Below are 16341 nucleotides of genomic sequence, written 5' to 3'. Positions count from 1 at the left end.
CCGTGAGCGGGAATTTTCAGGTGAGCGGCATGGCGGGGTCCGTCGAAAAAATCGAAAGCCTTTGGCAGCGAGAGGCAGCGGCCTATGCCGCGCGCACGCCGAAATCGGCCGTGCTTGCCGAAGAAGCCGCATCTCATTGGCTGAAAGGCGTGCCGCTGCACTGGATGAGCGATTGGGAGTTGCCTCATGCGCTTTTTCTGAAAGAAGCGAAGGGCGCGCGGCTTTGGGATGCCGACGGCAATCTTTATACCGACTTCTGCCTTGGGGACACGGGCGCCATGTTCGGGCACGGGCCGGAGCCTGTGGTCAAGGCGGTGGCCGGACAAATGGCGCGCGGGGCAACGGCAATGCTGCCCTCGGAGCTTGCCCCTGAAGTGGGCCGGCTTCTTTCGGACCATTTCGGGCTCGATCAGTGGCAGGTGACGGCCAGCGCGTCGGATGCGAACCGCGCCATCATCCGATGGGCGCGCGGGGTGACGGGCCGGCCCCGCATTCTGATTTTCGACGGTTCCTATCACGGCGCCGTGGATGATGTTTTCGTGCGCATCGGGGCGGGCGGGCGCACGGAGCTGCGTCCCGGCCTTGTGGGCCAGGTGGCGGATATCACGGCGACGACGGCGGTCGTTCCCTTCAATGACAAAGAGGCGGTGAAGGCCGAGCTTGCCAAGGGCGATATCGCGCTGGTGCTCACCGAGCCCTTGCTCACCAATATCGGCATGGTGCCCTCCGATCCCGGCTTCATCGCATTTCTAGCGGAAGCGGCGCGGGAGGCGGGCGCATTTTTCGCGCTCGATGAAACGCATACGCTTTCCTCCGGCCTGGGCGGCTGGGGCCGCGTGCATGGGCTCCGGCCGGATTTTCTGGTGGCGGGCAAGCCCATCGGCGGCGGCGTGCCTGCCGCGGTTTACGGGTTCACGGCGGAAGTCGGTGCGCGCATTGCCGCTTTCAATGAGACCCGCGCGCCCGGTCATTCGGGCATCGGCACGACGCTCTCAGGCTCCGCGCTCCAGCTTGCCGCGATCCGCGCCATGCTGGCCGAGGTGATGACCGAGGCGGCTTATACGCATATGGAACAGCTTGCCGCGCGCCTTGAAGCCGGGCTTACACGGGTTTTCAAGGAGAAAGGTGTTTCCTGGCATGTGCTGCGGGTGGGGGCGCGGGCCGAAATCGGGTTCACGCCGAACCCCGTGCGCAGCGGGGCGGCATCGGCTGAGCGCATGAACCATCCGCTCGAGCGCGCGCTTCATCTTTACCTTCTCAACCGGGGGCTGATGCTGACGCCCTTCCATAATATGATGCTGGTCTCGCCAGAAACGCGGGAAGAGGATATAGATCGCCTCACGCAGGCGGTGTCCGCCTTCCTGACGGAGCTTTTCGAATGAACGCCTTGCCGCCCCTCGATGAATTGAATGCCTTTTTGACGGCCCATCCCGATGCCGATCAGTTCACGCTGGTCTTTACGGATCTGTGCGGCGTGGCGCGGGGCAAGGTGCTGCGCCGGGCGGAAATCGAGGCGGCGTTCCGGGACGGGCGCTTCATGCCGGGCTCGATCATGAGCCTCGATGTGACGGGCACGGATGTGGAAGAAACGGGTCTTGTCTGGGAAGACGGGGATGCGGACCGCATCGCGCGGCCCGTTTCAGGCTCGCTGGTGCCGAGCCCGCTCGAAGGGCCCCGTGCCGGTCAGTTCATCGTGCGCATGACGGAGGCCGACGGCACGCCGTCCGTCTGCGATCCGCGCAATGTGCTGGAGCGGGTAGTGGCGCGTTTCGAGGAATTGAAGCTGACGCCGGTCGCCGCCATCGAGCTGGAATTTTATCTTTTCGACCGGGATGCTGCGGCCAAAGGCGCGCCGCAGCCGCCTCTGGCGCTGAATGGCGCGGGCCGCGCGCAGCATTTCCAGGCCTATCAGCTTTCCGATCTCACCGATTTTTCGCCCTTCTTCCGCGATGTTTATGAAAGCGCGGAGGCTCAGGGCCTGCCTGCGCGCACGCTGATCAGCGAATATGCGCCGGGGCAGATGGAAATCGTTCTGCAGCACCAGCCCGATGCGATGAAAGCGGCGGATCAGGCGATTATGTTCAAGCGCCTCATCAAGCTTGCCGCGCTCAAGCACGGGATGATGGCCTGTTTCATGGCCAAGCCTTATTCGGCCTATTCGGGCTCGGGCATGCATGTGCATGTCTCGCTTGCAGGCGAAGACGGGGCGAATGCTTTTGCCGATGAAAACCCGAAGGGCAATGCGCTGATGCGCCATGCGGTCGGCGGGCTCAAAGCGACCATGGCCGAAATGATGGGCATCTGGGCGCCGAATGCCAATTCCTACCGCCGCTTCCGGGCGAAATCCTATGCCCCCGTCTCCGCCACCTGGGGGGTCAATAACCGTACCGTCTCGCTGCGCATTCCGGCGGGCGCGGCGCCGACGCGCCATATCGAGCACCGCATCGCCGGGGCCGATGCCAATCCTTATCTGGCGCTGGCCGGGGTGCTGGCCGGTATCCATCACGGCATTACCGGCAAGATGGACCCGGGCCCGGCGGTGGAAGGCAATGGTTACGATCTGCCGAGCGAGCCTTTCCCGCTCAACTGGTTCCGCGCCAATGAGGTGCTGCGCCAGTCGGCTTTCGCGCGCGATTATTTCGGCAATTTCCTGGTCGAGACCTTCTGCACGATCAAGGAGGCGGAAGCGGACCGCTTTTTCGCCGAGCCCACCCCCCTCGATTTCGATTATTACCTGCGCACGGTGTGAGTTTTCGCGCGGCTTTTCCAAGACCCCGCCGCAGACGGTGTGCCGAAAGCGCCACAGGGGAAAAACTCAAGCGTTCCGCGTGTTTTCTGGGCCAAGGTGCCGCAGTTTTGACACATTTAAACGGCTAATCTGCCGCGCTCGATGGGGGTTTGCGTTTGCCGCCGGGCGGCGGGCGCGCCAGCATGATCCGGAGTTGGATCTTCAAGGCAGGGTGGAGGACACTGGCTGCATACTCCGATGCGTCCCGATTGAGAGCCCGCTCAGAAGGCGGGGCATGATGACGTCGCGGTGTTTTTGAAGAGGCCTTAGATGGATCCCACGCGTGCAAATGAAGTCCTGACCGATGTGACCGTCGATGCGGGGCCGTTGGACTTTTCCCTCTGGTCGCTGTTTTTGCGGGCCGACTGGGTCGTAAAAATGGTCATGCTCGGCCTATTCTTTGCCTCGGTCTGGTCCTGGGCGATCATTTTCGACAAATGGTGGCGGGTCTCGCGCTTACGCAAGCGCGCCGATCAGTTCGAGCGCCTTTTCTGGTCGGGCCGCTCGCTCGATGAGATTTACGACGATGTGGGCCACCGGCCGGGCCATCCCCTTTCCACGCTCTTTGTGGCGGCGATGCGCGAATGGAAGCGCTCCAATGAGAGCGGCGCGCCTTTCGCGGGCCTGCGCGAGCGGGTGGACAAGGTGATGACCATCACCATCAACCGCGAAATGATGTCGCTGGAATCCAATCTGCTTTTCCTGGCGACAGTGGGCGCGACGGCGCCCTTTATCGGCCTTTTCGGCACGGTTTGGGGGATCATGAATTCCTTCCAGTCCATCGCCATCAGCCGCGATACGAACCTTGCCGTCGTGGCGCCGGGCATTGCCGAGGCGCTGTTTGCGACCGCGCTCGGCCTCGTCGCCGCCATTCCCGCGGTGATCGCCTATAACAAATTTTCCAGCGAGATCGGCCGCTTCGGTTCGCGGCTCGAAGACTTTGCGGACGAGTTTTCGGCCATCGTCTCCCGCCAGATCGACGAGCGGAGATAGTCATGGGCATGTCCGCGCAGCAACCCGGCAAGCAGAATGGCCAGCGCCGGCGCGGCCAGCGCATGGCGCCGATGAGCGAGATCAACGTCACCCCGCTTGTCGATGTGATGCTCGTGCTGCTCATCGTTTTCATGGTGGCCGCCCCGCTTTTGACGGTGGGTGTGCCGGTCGATCTGCCCAAGACGCGCTCCGCCCCGCTTTCGGGCGATGATGAGCCTTTGACCATTACGGTGAACGGCGACGGCGCGATCTTCCTGCAGGAAACGGAAGTGCAGGTGGAAGACCTCGTGCCGCGCCTTCTGGCCATCGGCGAGAACGGCTATGAGCAGCGCATCTATGTGCGCGCCGATCAGAACATCAATTACGGCCGTGTCATGGACGTAATGGGCACGATTTCCAGTGCCGGTTTTGCCCGGGTCGGGCTCGTGACGGAAACCCCGACACGCGCCCCCCAGAAGAGGTGACATGCGCGCAAGCCTTGTTGCATCCTTCGGCGTCCACGCAGCGGTGATCGCGGCGGCTTTCATCGCCTTGCCCTCGGCCGACCCGCTTCCGGCGGTGCCCGATCAGGCCTTGCCGGTGGAGCTTGTCACGATCGACGAGTTCACGAATTTGAAGCGCGAGGAAGTGGCGAAAGCCGAGCCGACGCCGCAGATCGAGGAAGAGCCGGAACCTGCGCCCGAGCCTGAGAAGGCGCCGGAGCCGGAACCGGCCCCCGAGCCCAAGCCCGCGCCGCAGCCTGCGCCTGCCGCTGTCGAGCCGCCGCCCGCGCGCGAGCCCGAGCCTTTGCCGGAACCGGAAGCAGAGCCTGAAGAGAAGAAGGCGGAGCCGGAAAAGAAACCCGAACCGCCGAAGCCTGCGCCGCAAAAGCCGGCGCCGCCCAAACCTGCCAAGAAGCAGGAGGCGTTCGATCCGACCAAGATTGCAGCCTTGCTCGACAAGCTGCCCGAAGAAGAAAAGAAGACGCGTCAACCTTCCCGCGAGACGAAGAAGGATGCCGCGCCTCAAGCCCCGCAAGGGGTGAACACGAAGCTGACGGTCTCTGAGATCGATGCGTTCAAATTGCAGATGCGCCGCTGCTGGTCCGTGCCGGCGGGCGCGCCCAATGCGGACAAGCTGATCGTGGAGATCAAGGTGTTTCTCAATCCGGACGGCTCGCTCGCGCGGGCGCCGGAGCTGATAAGCAAAGGACCGCTTCTGTCGGGGAATGCCTATTTCCGGGCCGCCGCCGACAGCGCGCTCAGAGCGATCCGGCGCTGTGAACCTTTTAAGATGCCGGCGGATAAATATTCCAGTTGGCAGGAACTCGATTTACGGTTCGATCCGCGTGAAATGCTGGGCGGATAGAAACTCGAGAGGGCCTGAGGAAAGACGATGATGACACTGATGAGATCAGCCGGGACGAGACATACCGCATCGCAGGTGCACCCGCAGACCCGCCGCTTTTCCGGCATTCGAGCGCAAGTCCGGCGGGTCAAGTTTGGCGCCGGCCTGCGTGCGCTGGCCTTCACCTTCGCCGCGCTGGTGCTTGGCGCTTTGCCTGCCCGCGCGGCGCTGCAGATCGACATTACCCAAGGCAATGTCGATCCGCTGCCCATCGCCATTCCCGGCTTTTTGGGCGCGAGCGATGAGGACCGGCGGCTCGGCAGCGACATTGCGAGTGTCATCGCGGCCAATCTCGACCGCTCGGGGCTTTTCCGCCCGCTGCCCAAAAGCTCGTTCATCGAGAAAATTTCCGACGTCAATGTGCAGCCGCGTTTCGGCGATTGGCGCATCATCAATGCCCAGGCGCTAGTGACGGGCCGCTCGACCATCGAAAGCGACGGGCGGCTGAAGGTGGAGTTCCGCCTTTGGGACGTTTATGCCGAACAGCAGATGACCGGCTTTCAGTTCTTCACCACGCCGGACAATTGGCGCCGTGTCGCCCATATCATTTCGGATGCTGTTTACGAGCGGCTGACGGGCGAGGAAGGCTATTTCGATACGCGCATCGTTTATGTGTCGGAGTCCGGGCCGAAGAACCGCCGCGTCAAACGCCTCGCCATCATGGATCAGGACGGGCACAACCCGCGCATGCTCACGAATGGCTCGTCCATCGTGCTGACGCCGCGCTTCAGCCCCTCGAACCAGGAAATCACCTATCTGTCCTATGCGGGTAACAATCCGCGCGTCTATCTGCTCGATCTCGAAACGGGGCAGCAGGAAGTCGTGGGCGATTTTCCGGGCATGACCTTCTCGCCGCGTTTTTCGCCGGACGGTCAGAAAATCGTGATGAGCCTGCAGCGGGGCGGCAATTCCAATATTTACGAGATGGATCTGCGCACCCGCGTCACCCAGCGCCTGACCAATACGGCGGCGATCGACACCGGCCCGTCTTACGCGCCGGATGGCGACCGGATCGCTTTCGAATCGGACCGGGGCGGTTCACAGCAAATTTATGTGATGAATGCGGATGGATCGAATGCCCACCGGATCAGCTTCGGCGACGGGCGCTATGCGACCCCGGTCTGGAGCCCGCGCGGCGATCTCATCGCCTTCACAAAACTGCATAAGGGACGGTTTCTTATCGGGGTGATGCGGCCGGACGGTACGGGCGAGCGGATTTTGACCGAAGGCTTCCACAACGAAGCACCGACCTGGTCGCCAAATGGGCGGGTTTTGATGTTTTTCCGCGAAAGCCGCGGGGAGCAGGGCGGGCCCAGCCTCTGGTCGGTCGATTTGACCGGTTACAACGAGCGGCCGGTCTCAACGCCCACTTTTGCCTCTGACCCGGCCTGGTCGCCGCGCCTGAGGTAACGCCGGGCCAAGGTTCTGTGAACCATGGTTCAGGTAAAAAATGAAATTTCCCGTGCGTTTGTTGCGGACCTTATCCCGGGCCGCTAACGTTTAAACGGGATGTCAAGGAAGGGCTCTTGGGCCGAAATGCCGGGGCTTGCCTTGAAGGGATGGATGAGCGGATCCACTCAATCCGCTGTTGCCGGATTTTCCGGCGTGTCATGGTGACGAACAGCCATTCGGCCCCGGCAAAGGCCAATGGCGCAATTAAGGAGACTACCTAAATGACGTTCCTCAAAGCAGGCCTGCGCGTAACCGCTGTTGCCGCTGCATTCTTGGCTCTTGCCGCTTGTAGCTCGACGCCGGACGAAGACGCCTCGGCTGCATCCAATCCGTCTTCGGTTTCCTCGGAAACGGCTCCGGGCGGGGCAACGCCGGGCACTCAGCAGGATCTGGTTGTGAATGTGGGCGACCGCGTGTTCTTCGATCTCGACCGTTCCGACATCAAGCCGGAAGCCCGTCAGACGCTGCAGCGTCAGGCTGCCTGGCTGAAGCAGTATCCCGCGCTGACCGTGACGATCGAAGGCCATGCCGACGAGCGCGGCACGCGTGAATACAACCTGGCCCTGGGCGGGCGCCGCGCCAATGCCGTGAAAGACTATCTGGTGGCGCAGGGTGTCGACCCGGCCCGTGTGCGCACGATCTCTTACGGCAAAGAACGCCCCGTCGCGCTTTGCTCGGATGAGAGCTGCTGGAGCCAGAACCGCCGCGGCGTGACCGTGGTCAACGACCGCGCCGGCAGCTAAGTTTTCTTGGCTCGACGCAACCGCCCCCGCCTGCCCGGTGCATGCGGGGGCGTTTTCGTAAGCGCACGGCGCTTCTGCGCGCGCCGCTTCGGGGCGCTGCCATGATAAATCGCATCTTGCGCGGGCGCGGCGCGGACGGCATTTTGCGGGCAATGAGACGTCTTTATGAGCGGCCTCAATTTGGCCGAAAACCTAACTAAACTGGGACTTGAGTTAAGTTCTGGCGGGACGGAGCAAGGATCGATGATGGTGCGGGACAGGAAATTCGTGTCGGTGAGCCTTGCGGCAGGTGCAAGCCTGCTTCTGGCCGCCAGTTTTGCAGGCCCGCTTGCCGCCGACCCGAGCAGCGATTTGCGCGGGCTCAACAACCGGCTGGAAAAAATCGAGCAGGATATGCTCGACCTGCAGCGCCAGACCTATCGCGGCGGCTCGGGGAGCGGCTCTTCTTCCTCTTACAGTTCCGATCCGGCAAGCGCGGGCGATGTGACGCTGCGTCTGCAGGAAGTGGAAACGAGCCTGCGCGAGATGAACGGACGCATCGAAAAACTTTCCTTCGATATTCGTCAGACCAAAGAGCAACTCTCCCGTTTCATGGAAGATGTGGAGTTCCGTTTTCAGGAGCTTGAGGGCGGGGGCGGCGCTCAGGCTTCCGCCGGTTCTCAGGCTGGCGGACAGGTGAAATTGACGCCGCCGGACGGCAATGGCGCCACTGCCGATGCGAGCGCTGCCGCGCAAGGCCCGCGCACGCTCGGCACGCTGTCCCAGTCCGCCGATCCCCTGGCCGGCGGCGCCAGTGCTGCGGCGGGTGCTGCGGCACGTGCAACGGGCGGGCAAAATGAAAGCGGTGAGGCCGCTTCGGGCGGACCGGCGCAAACGGCCGCCGCCGTTATCGGCGCGACCTCGCCCAAGGATGCCTATGACGCTTCCATCGATCTTCTCAAACGCGGCGAGTTCGAGGCGGCGCGGGTCAATTTCGACAAGTTCCTCGAGCTTTATCCGAACGACCAGCTTGCCGGGAATGCGCAGTACTGGCTGGGCGAGACCTATTATGTGCGCGGCGACTATAAGCAGGCGGCGGACGCCTTTTTGAAAGGCTATACGACCTACGAAGCCTCGCCCAAGGCGCCGGACAGCTTGCTGAAGCTCGGCATCACGCTTTCCGCGCTCGGCCAGAAAGATGCGGCCTGCGCGACGATGAACGAGCTGAAGCGCCGTTTCCCCTCCGCCTCGCAATCGGTCATTCAGCGCGCCGAGCTGGAAAAGCAGCGCGCAGGATGCTGATGCCGCGCTGGCGCCCGGCATGAGCGCCCGTCCGCTCACCCCTGCCGCTTTCGACCGGCTGATGAAACCGCTGGAGCCCGGCGCGCGATTGGCGCTCGGGGTTTCGGGCGGGCGCGATTCCATGGCGCTTGCGGTGCTGGTGGCCGGATGGCTGCGCTGGCGGGAGGAGAAGAAACTGCCTGTACCGCAGGTCTTCGTTCTCAGCGTCGATCATGGCCTGCGCCAAGAAGCGGCACGCGAGGCGCGGCAAGTGGGCCGCTGGATGCGCGCCCTCGGCCTTGCGCACCGGATCTTGCGCTGGGAAGGTGAAAAACCCTCCGCCGATATTCAGGCCGAGGCGCGGACCGCCCGTTACAGGCTTATGGGCGAATGGGCGGCCTCGCGCGGCATCCGCGATCTTTTGCTTGCCCATCATCTGGAAGATCAGGCCGAGACCTTTTTGATGCGCCTTCAGCGTGGCAGCGGCGTTGCGGGCCTTGCCGCGATGAAGCCCGTTTCGGAGCGGGAGGGAATGCGGCTCCTGCGCCCGCTTCTCAGCGTGCCGCGCGCCCGGCTCGAGGCGGTGCTCAAAGCCCATGATCAGGCCTATATCGACGATCCGAGCAATGAGGATGCCGGCTTTTTGCGGGTGAAAGTCCGCAAGGCCCTGCCGCTCTTGGAAGAGCTGGGGCTTGGCACGGAGCGCCTTGTGGCGACGGCCCGGCATATGGCCCGCGCCGGGGAGGTGCTGGAGGCGCAGCGCGATGCGCTTATCGCCCGCGCCGTGACGCGTCATCCATACGGGTTTTGCCGGATCGACCGGGCGGCCTGGGGAAAACCCTTCGAGGAAACCGGTCTTTCCGCCTTTGCGCAGCTTTTGCGCGCGGTCAGCGGCAGCGTCTATCCGCCGCGTTTGGAGGCGCTGGAAACGGCCTATCATGCTTTCCTGCGCGGCAAGCTCGGCAAGGGGCGCACGCTGCATGGCTGTGTCATTGCCGAGGACAACAGCGCCGGCAAAAAGGGCGGGGCGGTGATCTGGCGCGAATTTGCGGCCATTGCCCCGGATATTGCCGTTTTGCCGGGCAAACAGGCGGTGTGGGACGGGCGCTTTTTACTCAAAGCGGAAGCCTTGCGCTCCGGGCTCGAAATCGGCCCGCTCGGCCAGGAAGGTTTGAGAGCCCTGAAAGAGGCAGGGACGGCGCTGCCCACCGGCCCGGCGCGCAAGGCGCTGATGGCCGGGCCGATGATGCGGCGGGCTGGCAGGTTTTTTGCTGCGCCTCTTGCCGGGGTCCGGGCAAAGGGGGCCTCGGGCATCCTTTGTGAGCCGATCTGGGACGCGGGATTGCGCATGGCGCGCGAAATGGACGTCTGAACGGAAATCTGACGGGAGATTTACCCCCGCTTGCCCTCAATTGGCTAAGATGGGGCACTGGTGGGGGGAGAAGATACAGGCAGGGGGAGAAGATGAAGTAGAGGCTCAAGTCTGGTAAATTGCCTTTCTGTTCCTATCTTCTCTACAGTAGTTAGAAGAACTCTAAGAAAGCCTCCAAACGCCGCCGGGCGCGCGGGGCTTACATCGGAAGGTCAAACGGGTGTCGAATTTCAGAAATTTCGCTCTTTGGGTGGTAATCGCGCTTCTGCTGGTGGCGCTTTTCAACCTGTTTCAAGGGCCCGGTCAGTCTACCCCTTCCTCGGAAATCACCTATTCGCGCCTGCTTGAAGAGGCGGCGAACGGCAATGTGGCTCAGGTGACGATTTCCGGGAACACAGTCACCGGCAAATATGCCGATGGCGGCTCCTTCTTCACCTATGCGCCGGACAACACGAATGTCGCCGACAAGCTGAGCGAGCGCGGTGTGCAGATTTCCGCCAAGCCTGCCGATGACGGCGTGCCTTCCATTTTGGGCGTGCTGGTTTCCTGGTTCCCGATGCTGCTCTTAATTGCGGTCTGGATTTTCTTCATGCGCCAGATGCAGGGCGGCGGCGGCAAGGCGATGGGCTTCGGCAAATCGAAAGCCAAGCTTCTGACCGAACGCCATGGCCGCGTGACGTTCGACGATGTGGCCGGTATCGACGAGGCGAAAGACGATCTGCAGGAGATCGTGGAATTCCTGAAAGACCCGGCGAAATTCCAGCGCCTTGGCGGGCGCATCCCCAAAGGCGCCTTGCTTGTGGGCCCTCCGGGCACCGGTAAGACGCTTCTGGCGCGCGCCATTGCGGGCGAGGCGAATGTGCCGTTCTTCACGATTTCCGGTTCCGACTTCGTTGAAATGTTCGTCGGTGTCGGCGCCAGCCGTGTGCGCGACATGTTCGAGCAGGCAAAGAAGAACGCGCCCTGCATCATCTTCATCGACGAGATCGACGCCGTGGGCCGGCATCGCGGCGCGGGCCTTGGCGGGGGCAATGATGAGCGCGAGCAGACGCTCAACCAGCTCCTTGTGGAGATGGACGGCTTTGAAGCCAATGAAGGCATCATCCTGATCGCGGCGACGAACCGCCCGGATGTGCTCGACCCGGCGCTGCTGCGTCCCGGCCGTTTCGACCGTCAGGTCGTGGTGCCGAACCCGGACATCATCGGGCGCGAGAAAATCCTGAAAGTGCACATGAAAAAAGTGCCGCTTGCCCCGGATGTCGAGCCGAAAGTGATTGCGCGCGGCACGCCCGGTTTTTCCGGCGCGGACCTTGCGAACCTCGTCAACGAGGCAGCGCTGTTGGCGGCGCGGCGCGGACGCCGCCTCGTCACGATGCACGAGTTCGAGGATGCCAAGGACAAAGTGATGATGGGCGCCGAGCGCCGCTCCATGGTCATGTCCGAGGAAGAAAAGAAACTGACCGCCTATCACGAAGGCGGGCACGCGCTGGTCGCGCTTCATATGGAGCATTCCGACCCGATCCACAAAGCCACGATCATTCCGCGCGGGCGCGCGCTCGGCATGGTGATGCGCCTGCCCGAACGCGATCAGCTTTCGGTGACGCGCGCTAAAATGTATGCGGACCTGGCCGTTGCGATGGGCGGGCGTGTGGCGGAGGAAGAAATCTTCGGCCATGACAAAGTGACCTCGGGCGCTTCTTCCGACATCCGCATGGCAACCAGCATGGCCAAAGCCATGGTCACGCAATACGGCATGTCCGAGAAACTGGGCCCGCTCTCCTATCACGAGAACGAGGAAGAAGTGTTCCTCGGCCATTCGGTCTCGCGCCAGCAGAATATGTCCGAAGACACGCAGCGGCTGATCGATTCCGAAGTGCGCAGCATCGTGGAAAGCGGGTATGACAAAGCGCGGGAAGTGATCCGCACGCATATCGACGAGCTGCATACGATCGCCAAGGGCCTGCTCGAATATGAGACGCTCTCGGGCGACGAGATCAAAGCGCTGCTCAGAGGCGAGCCGCCGCACCGGGAAGACCCGAGCGACAAGCCCTCCGCGCCCGCGCCCGCCTCCTCGGTGCCGGTCAGCGGACCCGTGACGGACGGGCCGATGGGGCCGGAGCCGCAGGGCACGTAAGCGGACATAAGTTCTATCGAGTGATTGAGAAAGGCGGTGCTTCGGCGCCGCCTTTTTTGTTTTGGACCCCCTCTTTAAGTTGTGGCGGGCCCCCTCACCCTCCCATCGCTTGGCGCGATGGGCCCCTCCCTCTCCCCCTAAAGGGGGCGAGGGGGTTTGCTAAAGCCCTCTCCCCTGGGGGAGAGGGTTGGGTGAGGGGGTGCTCAGCCATATGGCGCCGTATCGGGAGCCGTGCTAGGTCCTTGGCATGAGCAAGGCAGCGCAGCGCCCGGGGATACTGGGCATCGTCAATATCACGGAGGATTCTTTTTCCGACGGGGGCAAGTTTCTCGATCCGGAAAAGGCCATCGCCCATGGGCGCGCGCTGATGGCGGCGGGGGCGGATATTCTCGATCTCGGCGCGGCTTCCAGCCATCCCGATGCAGGCGATGTTTCGCCGGAGGAAGAAATCCGCCGCCTGGAGCCGGTGATGGCGGCGCTTTCGGCGGCGGGGGCGACGCTGTCCGTCGATACGTTCCATCCTGAGGTACAGCTTTTCGCGCTGTCGAAGGGCGCGGCCTTTCTCAACGATATTCACGGCTTTGCCCATGAGGCGATTTATCCCGAGCTTGCCGCCTCGAAAGCCAAACTCATTCTCATGCATGCGATCCAGGCAAAGGGGCAAGTAAAAAGCAAAGCGACGCGGGAAGCGGCGCCGGAAGGGGATATTCTCGATCACATCTGCCGTTTTTTCGAGGCGCGGCTGGAGGCGTTGGAGGCAGGCGGGGTGGCGCGCGGGCAAATCATCCTTGACCCCGGCATGGGGTTTTTCCTCGGCAATGCGCCCGAGCCGTCGATCAGGGCGCTCGCCATGGTGGGGCGGCTCAAAGAACGCTTCGGCCTGCCGATGCTTGTCTCCGTCTCGCGGAAATCATTCCTCAGAGCCATGACGGGCCGGGCCGTGGGCGAGGCGGGCCCGGCGAGCCTGGCCGCCGAGCTATATGCCGCCCGCGCCGGGGCCGATTACATCCGCACCCATGACGCAGGTGCGCTCAAAGACGGACTTTTGGTGCAAAACGCGTTGGAATCAGCCAAAAATAAGGCGGATTGAGACATATTCAGCAATAAAACGTTAAGTGTGCGCTCATGGCTGCGTGGGTATACTGTGCCTCAAATCGGCCGGTGAAAGCGGGCCGGGGGGAAATTGTAAGAACGAGTTGAGTGGGGATGTCTCGCAAATATTTCGGTACAGACGGAATCCGCGGTAAGGCGAATGAAAAGCCGATGACTGCTGAAACGGCGCTGCGCGTCGGGCTTGCCGCCGGGCGTAAATTCAAGCGCGGCGATTACCGCCACCGGGTGGTGATCGGCAAGGACACGCGCCTTTCCGGCTATATGCTGGAATCGGCGCTGGTCTCAGGCTTTACCTCGGCGGGTATGGACGTTTTCCAGTTCGGCCCGGTGCCGACGCCTGCGGTGGCGATGCTGACGCGCTCGCTCCGGGCGGATCTCGGGGTGATGATTTCCGCCTCGCATAATTCCTTCGAAGATAATGGCATCAAGCTTTTCGGGCCCGACGGTTACAAGCTCTCCGATGAGGTGGAGCTTGAGATCGAACATATGATGGATAATGGGCTCAACGATTATCTGGCCGGGCCGCGCGAGCTTGGCCGGGCAAAGCGCATCGACGATGCCCAGGCCCGCTATATCGAATTTGCCAAGCGCACTTTCCCCAAACAGCTGAGCCTGGAAGGCGTGCGCGTCGTGATCGACTGCGCGAATGGCGCTGCCTACAAAGTGGCGCCCACGGCGCTTTGGGAACTTGGCGCGGAAGTCGTGACGCTCGGCGTCGATCCCAACGGGTTCAACATCAATGATGGCTGCGGCTCGACCGCGCCGGAGCGCATGGGCCAATTGGTGCGCGAGCGGCGCGCGGATATCGGTATCGCCCTCGACGGGGACGCGGACCGCGTGATCATTTGCGATGAAAACGGCGAAGTGATTGACGGCGACAAGATCATGGGGCTCGTGGCCCAGAGCTGGCACAAGGAAGGCCAGCTTTCCGCGCCCGGCATTGTGGCGACGATCATGTCGAACCTGGCGCTGGAGCGTTATCTGAAAGGGCTCGGGCTTAATCTGGCGCGCACGCAAGTGGGCGACCGCTATGTGGTCGAGCATATGCGCGAGAACGGCTTCAATCTCGGCGGCGAGCAGTCGGGCCATATCGTGCTCTCCGATTTCTCCACCACCGGCGACGGGCTGATCGCGGCGCTGCAGGTGCTTGCCGTGCTGCGCGCCGGCGACAAGCCGATGAGCGAGCTTTGCAACGTCTTCGAACCCTTGCCGCAGTTCCTGCGCAATGTGCGCTACCGCAATTGCGAGCCTTTGGAAAACGCACTGGTGAAAGAAGCCATCGCCGAGGGCGAGCGGCGGCTGGCAAGCCAGGGCCGTCTCGTGATCCGCAAATCGGGCACCGAACCGCTGATCCGCGTGATGGGTGAGGGCGACGACGAAAAACTCGTCAAGGCCGTGGTGAACGACATCGTGAGCGCCATCGAGGATGCGGCGGCGGCGTGAGGCAGGGCGGGTTTTTAGACACTGTCATGGCCCGGCTTGGCCGGGCCATCCATGACTGTTTACTGACCGCTTTTCCAAGCTGCCCGTGGATGCCCCGCATAAAGCGGGGCATGACGATGCGTGTGTAAGCCCGAGGGTGACGGTCTGAGGGCACCCGCTTCTGTTCCAAATGCGCCGCATTGCAATGCCTGCGTAATCGGCTATGTCTAGCCTCGGGTAACTCTTCGCAAAGCAGGCATTCATGAACGATGAATTCAAAGGCAGGGTGCTGGCGGTGGCCGGGTCCGATAGCGGCGGCGGCGCGGGCATTCAGGCCGATATCAAGACCATCACGGCGCTTGGCGCTTATGCGGCAACCGCGATCACGGCGCTGACCGTGCAGGACACGCACGGCGTCAAGGACGTCTTTCCCGTGCCGGTTCATATCATCCGTGCTCAGATGAAGGCGGTGCTGGGGGATATCGGCGCCGATGCGATCAAGACCGGCATGCTGGCAACGGCGGAGGTGATCGAAGCGGTGGCCGAAGAAGCCGATGCCTATGATGCGCCCGCCGCGCTCATCGTCGATCCGGTGATGGTGGCGAAGGGCGGCAGCCCGCTTTTGGAACCTTCCGCCATCGATGCGCTTAAAAAAGCGCTCTTTCCTTTTGCCGATATCGTCACGCCCAATATGCCCGAAGCGGCGGCGCTGACGGGCCTTCAGGTGGAAAGCGTGGAAGAGCAAAAACGCGCGGGCGAGGCGATTTTGGAAATGGGGGCGCTCGCCGTCCTCGTCAAAGGCGGCCATGGCACGGGCGAGACGGTGCAGGACGTGCTCGTGACGGGCGAGACCATTCAAGTCATGACAAGCCCGCGCATCGACACGCGCCACACCCACGGCACGGGCTGCACGCTGGCCTCGGCCATTGCGGCGGGGCTTTCCTTCGGGCTCGATCTAACGGAGGCCGTTCTTCAGGCGCGCGATTATGTGCATGAGGCGATTGCCCTTGCCCCCGGTTTCGGCGGCGGGCATGGGCCGCTCAATCACGGCTTTACGTTTTCGCAAGGCGAGTGAGGCGCTTTTACGTCAAATCGCGGCGGGCAAGGGGCCCGTCTTCCAGCAAGGTTTTGATGCGGGCAAGGCCTTCTTCCAGAAGCGCCCGGCTTTCCGGCGCGCCGAGCGCCAAGCGGATATGCGCACGGGGCGGCGGGGCGGCAATGGCAAAATCAGCATCGGCGGCAAGCGCGACGCCGCGCTCTCTTGCCGCTTCCACAAAGGCATAAGCATGGCCCTCGCGCTGCCAGGGTTCCGGCAATTCGATCCAAAGATGGGGGCTGTCGGGATGTGGGCGTGTGAGATAAGCGCCCAGCGTTTCGCGGGCGAGCGCATTGCGGGCGCGGCATTCTTTCTGTTGAAGGCCCGCAAGGCGCGCGGCTTCGCCGCTGCGCAAAAGATGCGTGCCCATGGCGATGGTGATGGCGGGCAGGCCCTGGGCAAGCGCGTGCTGGGCGGCGCGGGCGCGCTCTGCAAGGCGCGGCGGGCAGAGCACCATGCCGTAGCGCAGCCCCGGCGCCACGGTTTTCGACAGGCTGGAAACGAGAAGCGCGCGCTCCGGCGTGAAAGCGGCAAGCGGGCGCTGAGGCTCGGTGAGCCTCGTGTAAACCCCGTCCTCGATGA

At 62.9% G+C, this 16341-nt stretch carries 14 protein-coding genes; 13 read left to right on the top strand and 1 reads right to left on the bottom strand.

Annotation, left to right across the window (positions count from 1 at the left end; genetic code table 11):
* Positions 1-29: 29 nt before the first annotated feature.
* The 13 genes from M2A_RS15305 to thiD all read left to right on the top strand — a co-directional run bounded on the left by M2A_RS15305 (position 30) and on the right by thiD (position 15738).
* Entirely contained in the window at positions 30-1382 is a 1353-nt protein-coding gene (locus M2A_RS15305; protein WP_045449296.1) for an aspartate aminotransferase family protein, read from the top strand.
* Positions 1379-2749: a glutamine synthetase family protein gene (locus M2A_RS15300; protein ID WP_045449294.1), complete on the top strand. Its 1371-nt coding sequence runs from the start codon at positions 1379-1381 to the stop codon at positions 2747-2749. The genes M2A_RS15305 and M2A_RS15300 overlap by 4 nt, the downstream gene beginning before the upstream one ends.
* A 309-nt stretch (positions 2750-3058) precedes the next feature.
* On the top strand, positions 3059-3781 hold the full coding sequence (gene tolQ / locus M2A_RS15295) for a protein TolQ (RefSeq protein WP_045449290.1): 723 nt from the start codon (positions 3059-3061) through the stop codon (positions 3779-3781).
* A 2-nt stretch (positions 3782-3783) separates the two neighbouring features.
* Positions 3784-4245, top strand: a complete 462-nt coding sequence (gene tolR, locus M2A_RS15290) for a protein TolR (RefSeq protein WP_045449288.1) — start codon at positions 3784-3786, stop codon at positions 4243-4245.
* Between the two features lies 1 nt (position 4246).
* A complete protein-coding gene (gene tolA, locus M2A_RS15285; protein ID WP_045449285.1) occupies positions 4247-5128 on the top strand; it encodes a cell envelope integrity protein TolA in 882 nt (293 codons plus the stop codon).
* Positions 5129-5167: 39 nt separating this feature from the next.
* The gene (gene tolB, locus M2A_RS15280) at positions 5168-6577 is read left to right on the top strand and encodes a Tol-Pal system beta propeller repeat protein TolB (protein WP_081875681.1); all 1410 of its coding nucleotides are present in this window, start codon (positions 5168-5170) and stop codon (positions 6575-6577) included.
* Positions 6578-6840: 263 nt separating this feature from the next.
* Positions 6841-7362: a peptidoglycan-associated lipoprotein Pal gene (gene pal / locus M2A_RS15275; protein ID WP_045449283.1), complete on the top strand. Its 522-nt coding sequence runs from the start codon at positions 6841-6843 to the stop codon at positions 7360-7362.
* Between the two features lie 243 nt (positions 7363-7605).
* Positions 7606-8643, top strand: a complete 1038-nt coding sequence (gene ybgF, locus M2A_RS17590) for a tol-pal system protein YbgF (protein WP_052379541.1) — start codon at positions 7606-7608, stop codon at positions 8641-8643.
* A 19-nt stretch (positions 8644-8662) separates the two neighbouring features.
* Entirely contained in the window at positions 8663-9994 is a 1332-nt protein-coding gene (tilS, locus tag M2A_RS15265) for a tRNA lysidine(34) synthetase TilS (protein ID WP_052379540.1), read from the top strand.
* 220 nt (positions 9995-10214) lie between these two features.
* Positions 10215-12128 carry an ATP-dependent zinc metalloprotease FtsH gene (ftsH, locus tag M2A_RS15260; RefSeq protein ID WP_045449281.1) on the top strand — a complete coding sequence of 638 codons (1914 nt, stop codon included), beginning with the start codon at positions 10215-10217 and terminating at the stop codon, positions 12126-12128.
* Positions 12129-12375: 247 nt separating this feature from the next.
* On the top strand, positions 12376-13218 hold the full coding sequence (gene folP, locus M2A_RS15255) for a dihydropteroate synthase (protein ID WP_045449279.1): 843 nt from the start codon (positions 12376-12378) through the stop codon (positions 13216-13218).
* A gap of 116 nt (positions 13219-13334) precedes the next feature.
* Positions 13335-14684 (top strand): phosphoglucosamine mutase, encoded by a 1350-nt coding sequence (gene glmM, locus M2A_RS15250; RefSeq protein ID WP_045449277.1) that lies wholly within the window; start codon positions 13335-13337, stop codon positions 14682-14684.
* 241 nt (positions 14685-14925) lie between these two features.
* Complete coding sequence (gene thiD / locus M2A_RS15245) at positions 14926-15738, top strand: bifunctional hydroxymethylpyrimidine kinase/phosphomethylpyrimidine kinase (RefSeq protein WP_045449274.1); 813 nt, start codon at positions 14926-14928, stop codon at positions 15736-15738.
* 7 nt (positions 15739-15745) lie between these two features.
* Here thiD and M2A_RS18235 read toward each other — a convergent pair.
* On the bottom strand, positions 15746-16341 hold a 596-nt coding region (locus tag M2A_RS18235; protein WP_500797411.1), incomplete at its 5' end, for an aminotransferase-like domain-containing protein.

Source organism: Tepidicaulis marinus (assembly GCF_000739695.1).
Classification (GTDB): domain Bacteria; phylum Pseudomonadota; class Alphaproteobacteria; order Parvibaculales; family Parvibaculaceae; genus Tepidicaulis; species Tepidicaulis marinus.
The sequence above is the reverse complement of the archived record's forward strand: the minus strand, read 5'-3'. Positions and strand labels throughout refer to the sequence as shown.

What these genes read in the sequence shown, in the direction of transcription:
- M2A_RS15305 (WP_045449296.1), top strand. Translation starts at nt 30, where the DNA reads ATGGCGGGGTCCGTCGAAAAAATCGAAAGCCTTTGGCAGCGAGAGGCA.
- M2A_RS15300 (WP_045449294.1), top strand. Translation starts at nt 1,379, where the DNA reads ATGAACGCCTTGCCGCCCCTCGATGAATTGAATGCCTTTTTGACGGCC.
- tolQ (WP_045449290.1), top strand. Translation starts at nt 3,059, where the DNA reads ATGGATCCCACGCGTGCAAATGAAGTCCTGACCGATGTGACCGTCGAT.
- tolR (WP_045449288.1), top strand. Translation starts at nt 3,784, where the DNA reads ATGGGCATGTCCGCGCAGCAACCCGGCAAGCAGAATGGCCAGCGCCGG.
- tolA (WP_045449285.1), top strand. Translation starts at nt 4,247, where the DNA reads ATGCGCGCAAGCCTTGTTGCATCCTTCGGCGTCCACGCAGCGGTGATC.
- tolB (WP_081875681.1), top strand. Translation starts at nt 5,168, where the DNA reads ATGAGATCAGCCGGGACGAGACATACCGCATCGCAGGTGCACCCGCAG.
- pal (WP_045449283.1), top strand. Translation starts at nt 6,841, where the DNA reads ATGACGTTCCTCAAAGCAGGCCTGCGCGTAACCGCTGTTGCCGCTGCA.
- ybgF (WP_052379541.1), top strand. Translation starts at nt 7,606, where the DNA reads ATGATGGTGCGGGACAGGAAATTCGTGTCGGTGAGCCTTGCGGCAGGT.
- tilS (WP_052379540.1), top strand. Translation starts at nt 8,663, where the DNA reads ATGAGCGCCCGTCCGCTCACCCCTGCCGCTTTCGACCGGCTGATGAAA.
- folP (WP_045449279.1), top strand. Translation starts at nt 12,376, where the DNA reads ATGAGCAAGGCAGCGCAGCGCCCGGGGATACTGGGCATCGTCAATATC.
- glmM (WP_045449277.1), top strand. Translation starts at nt 13,335, where the DNA reads ATGTCTCGCAAATATTTCGGTACAGACGGAATCCGCGGTAAGGCGAAT.
- thiD (WP_045449274.1), top strand. Translation starts at nt 14,926, where the DNA reads ATGAACGATGAATTCAAAGGCAGGGTGCTGGCGGTGGCCGGGTCCGAT.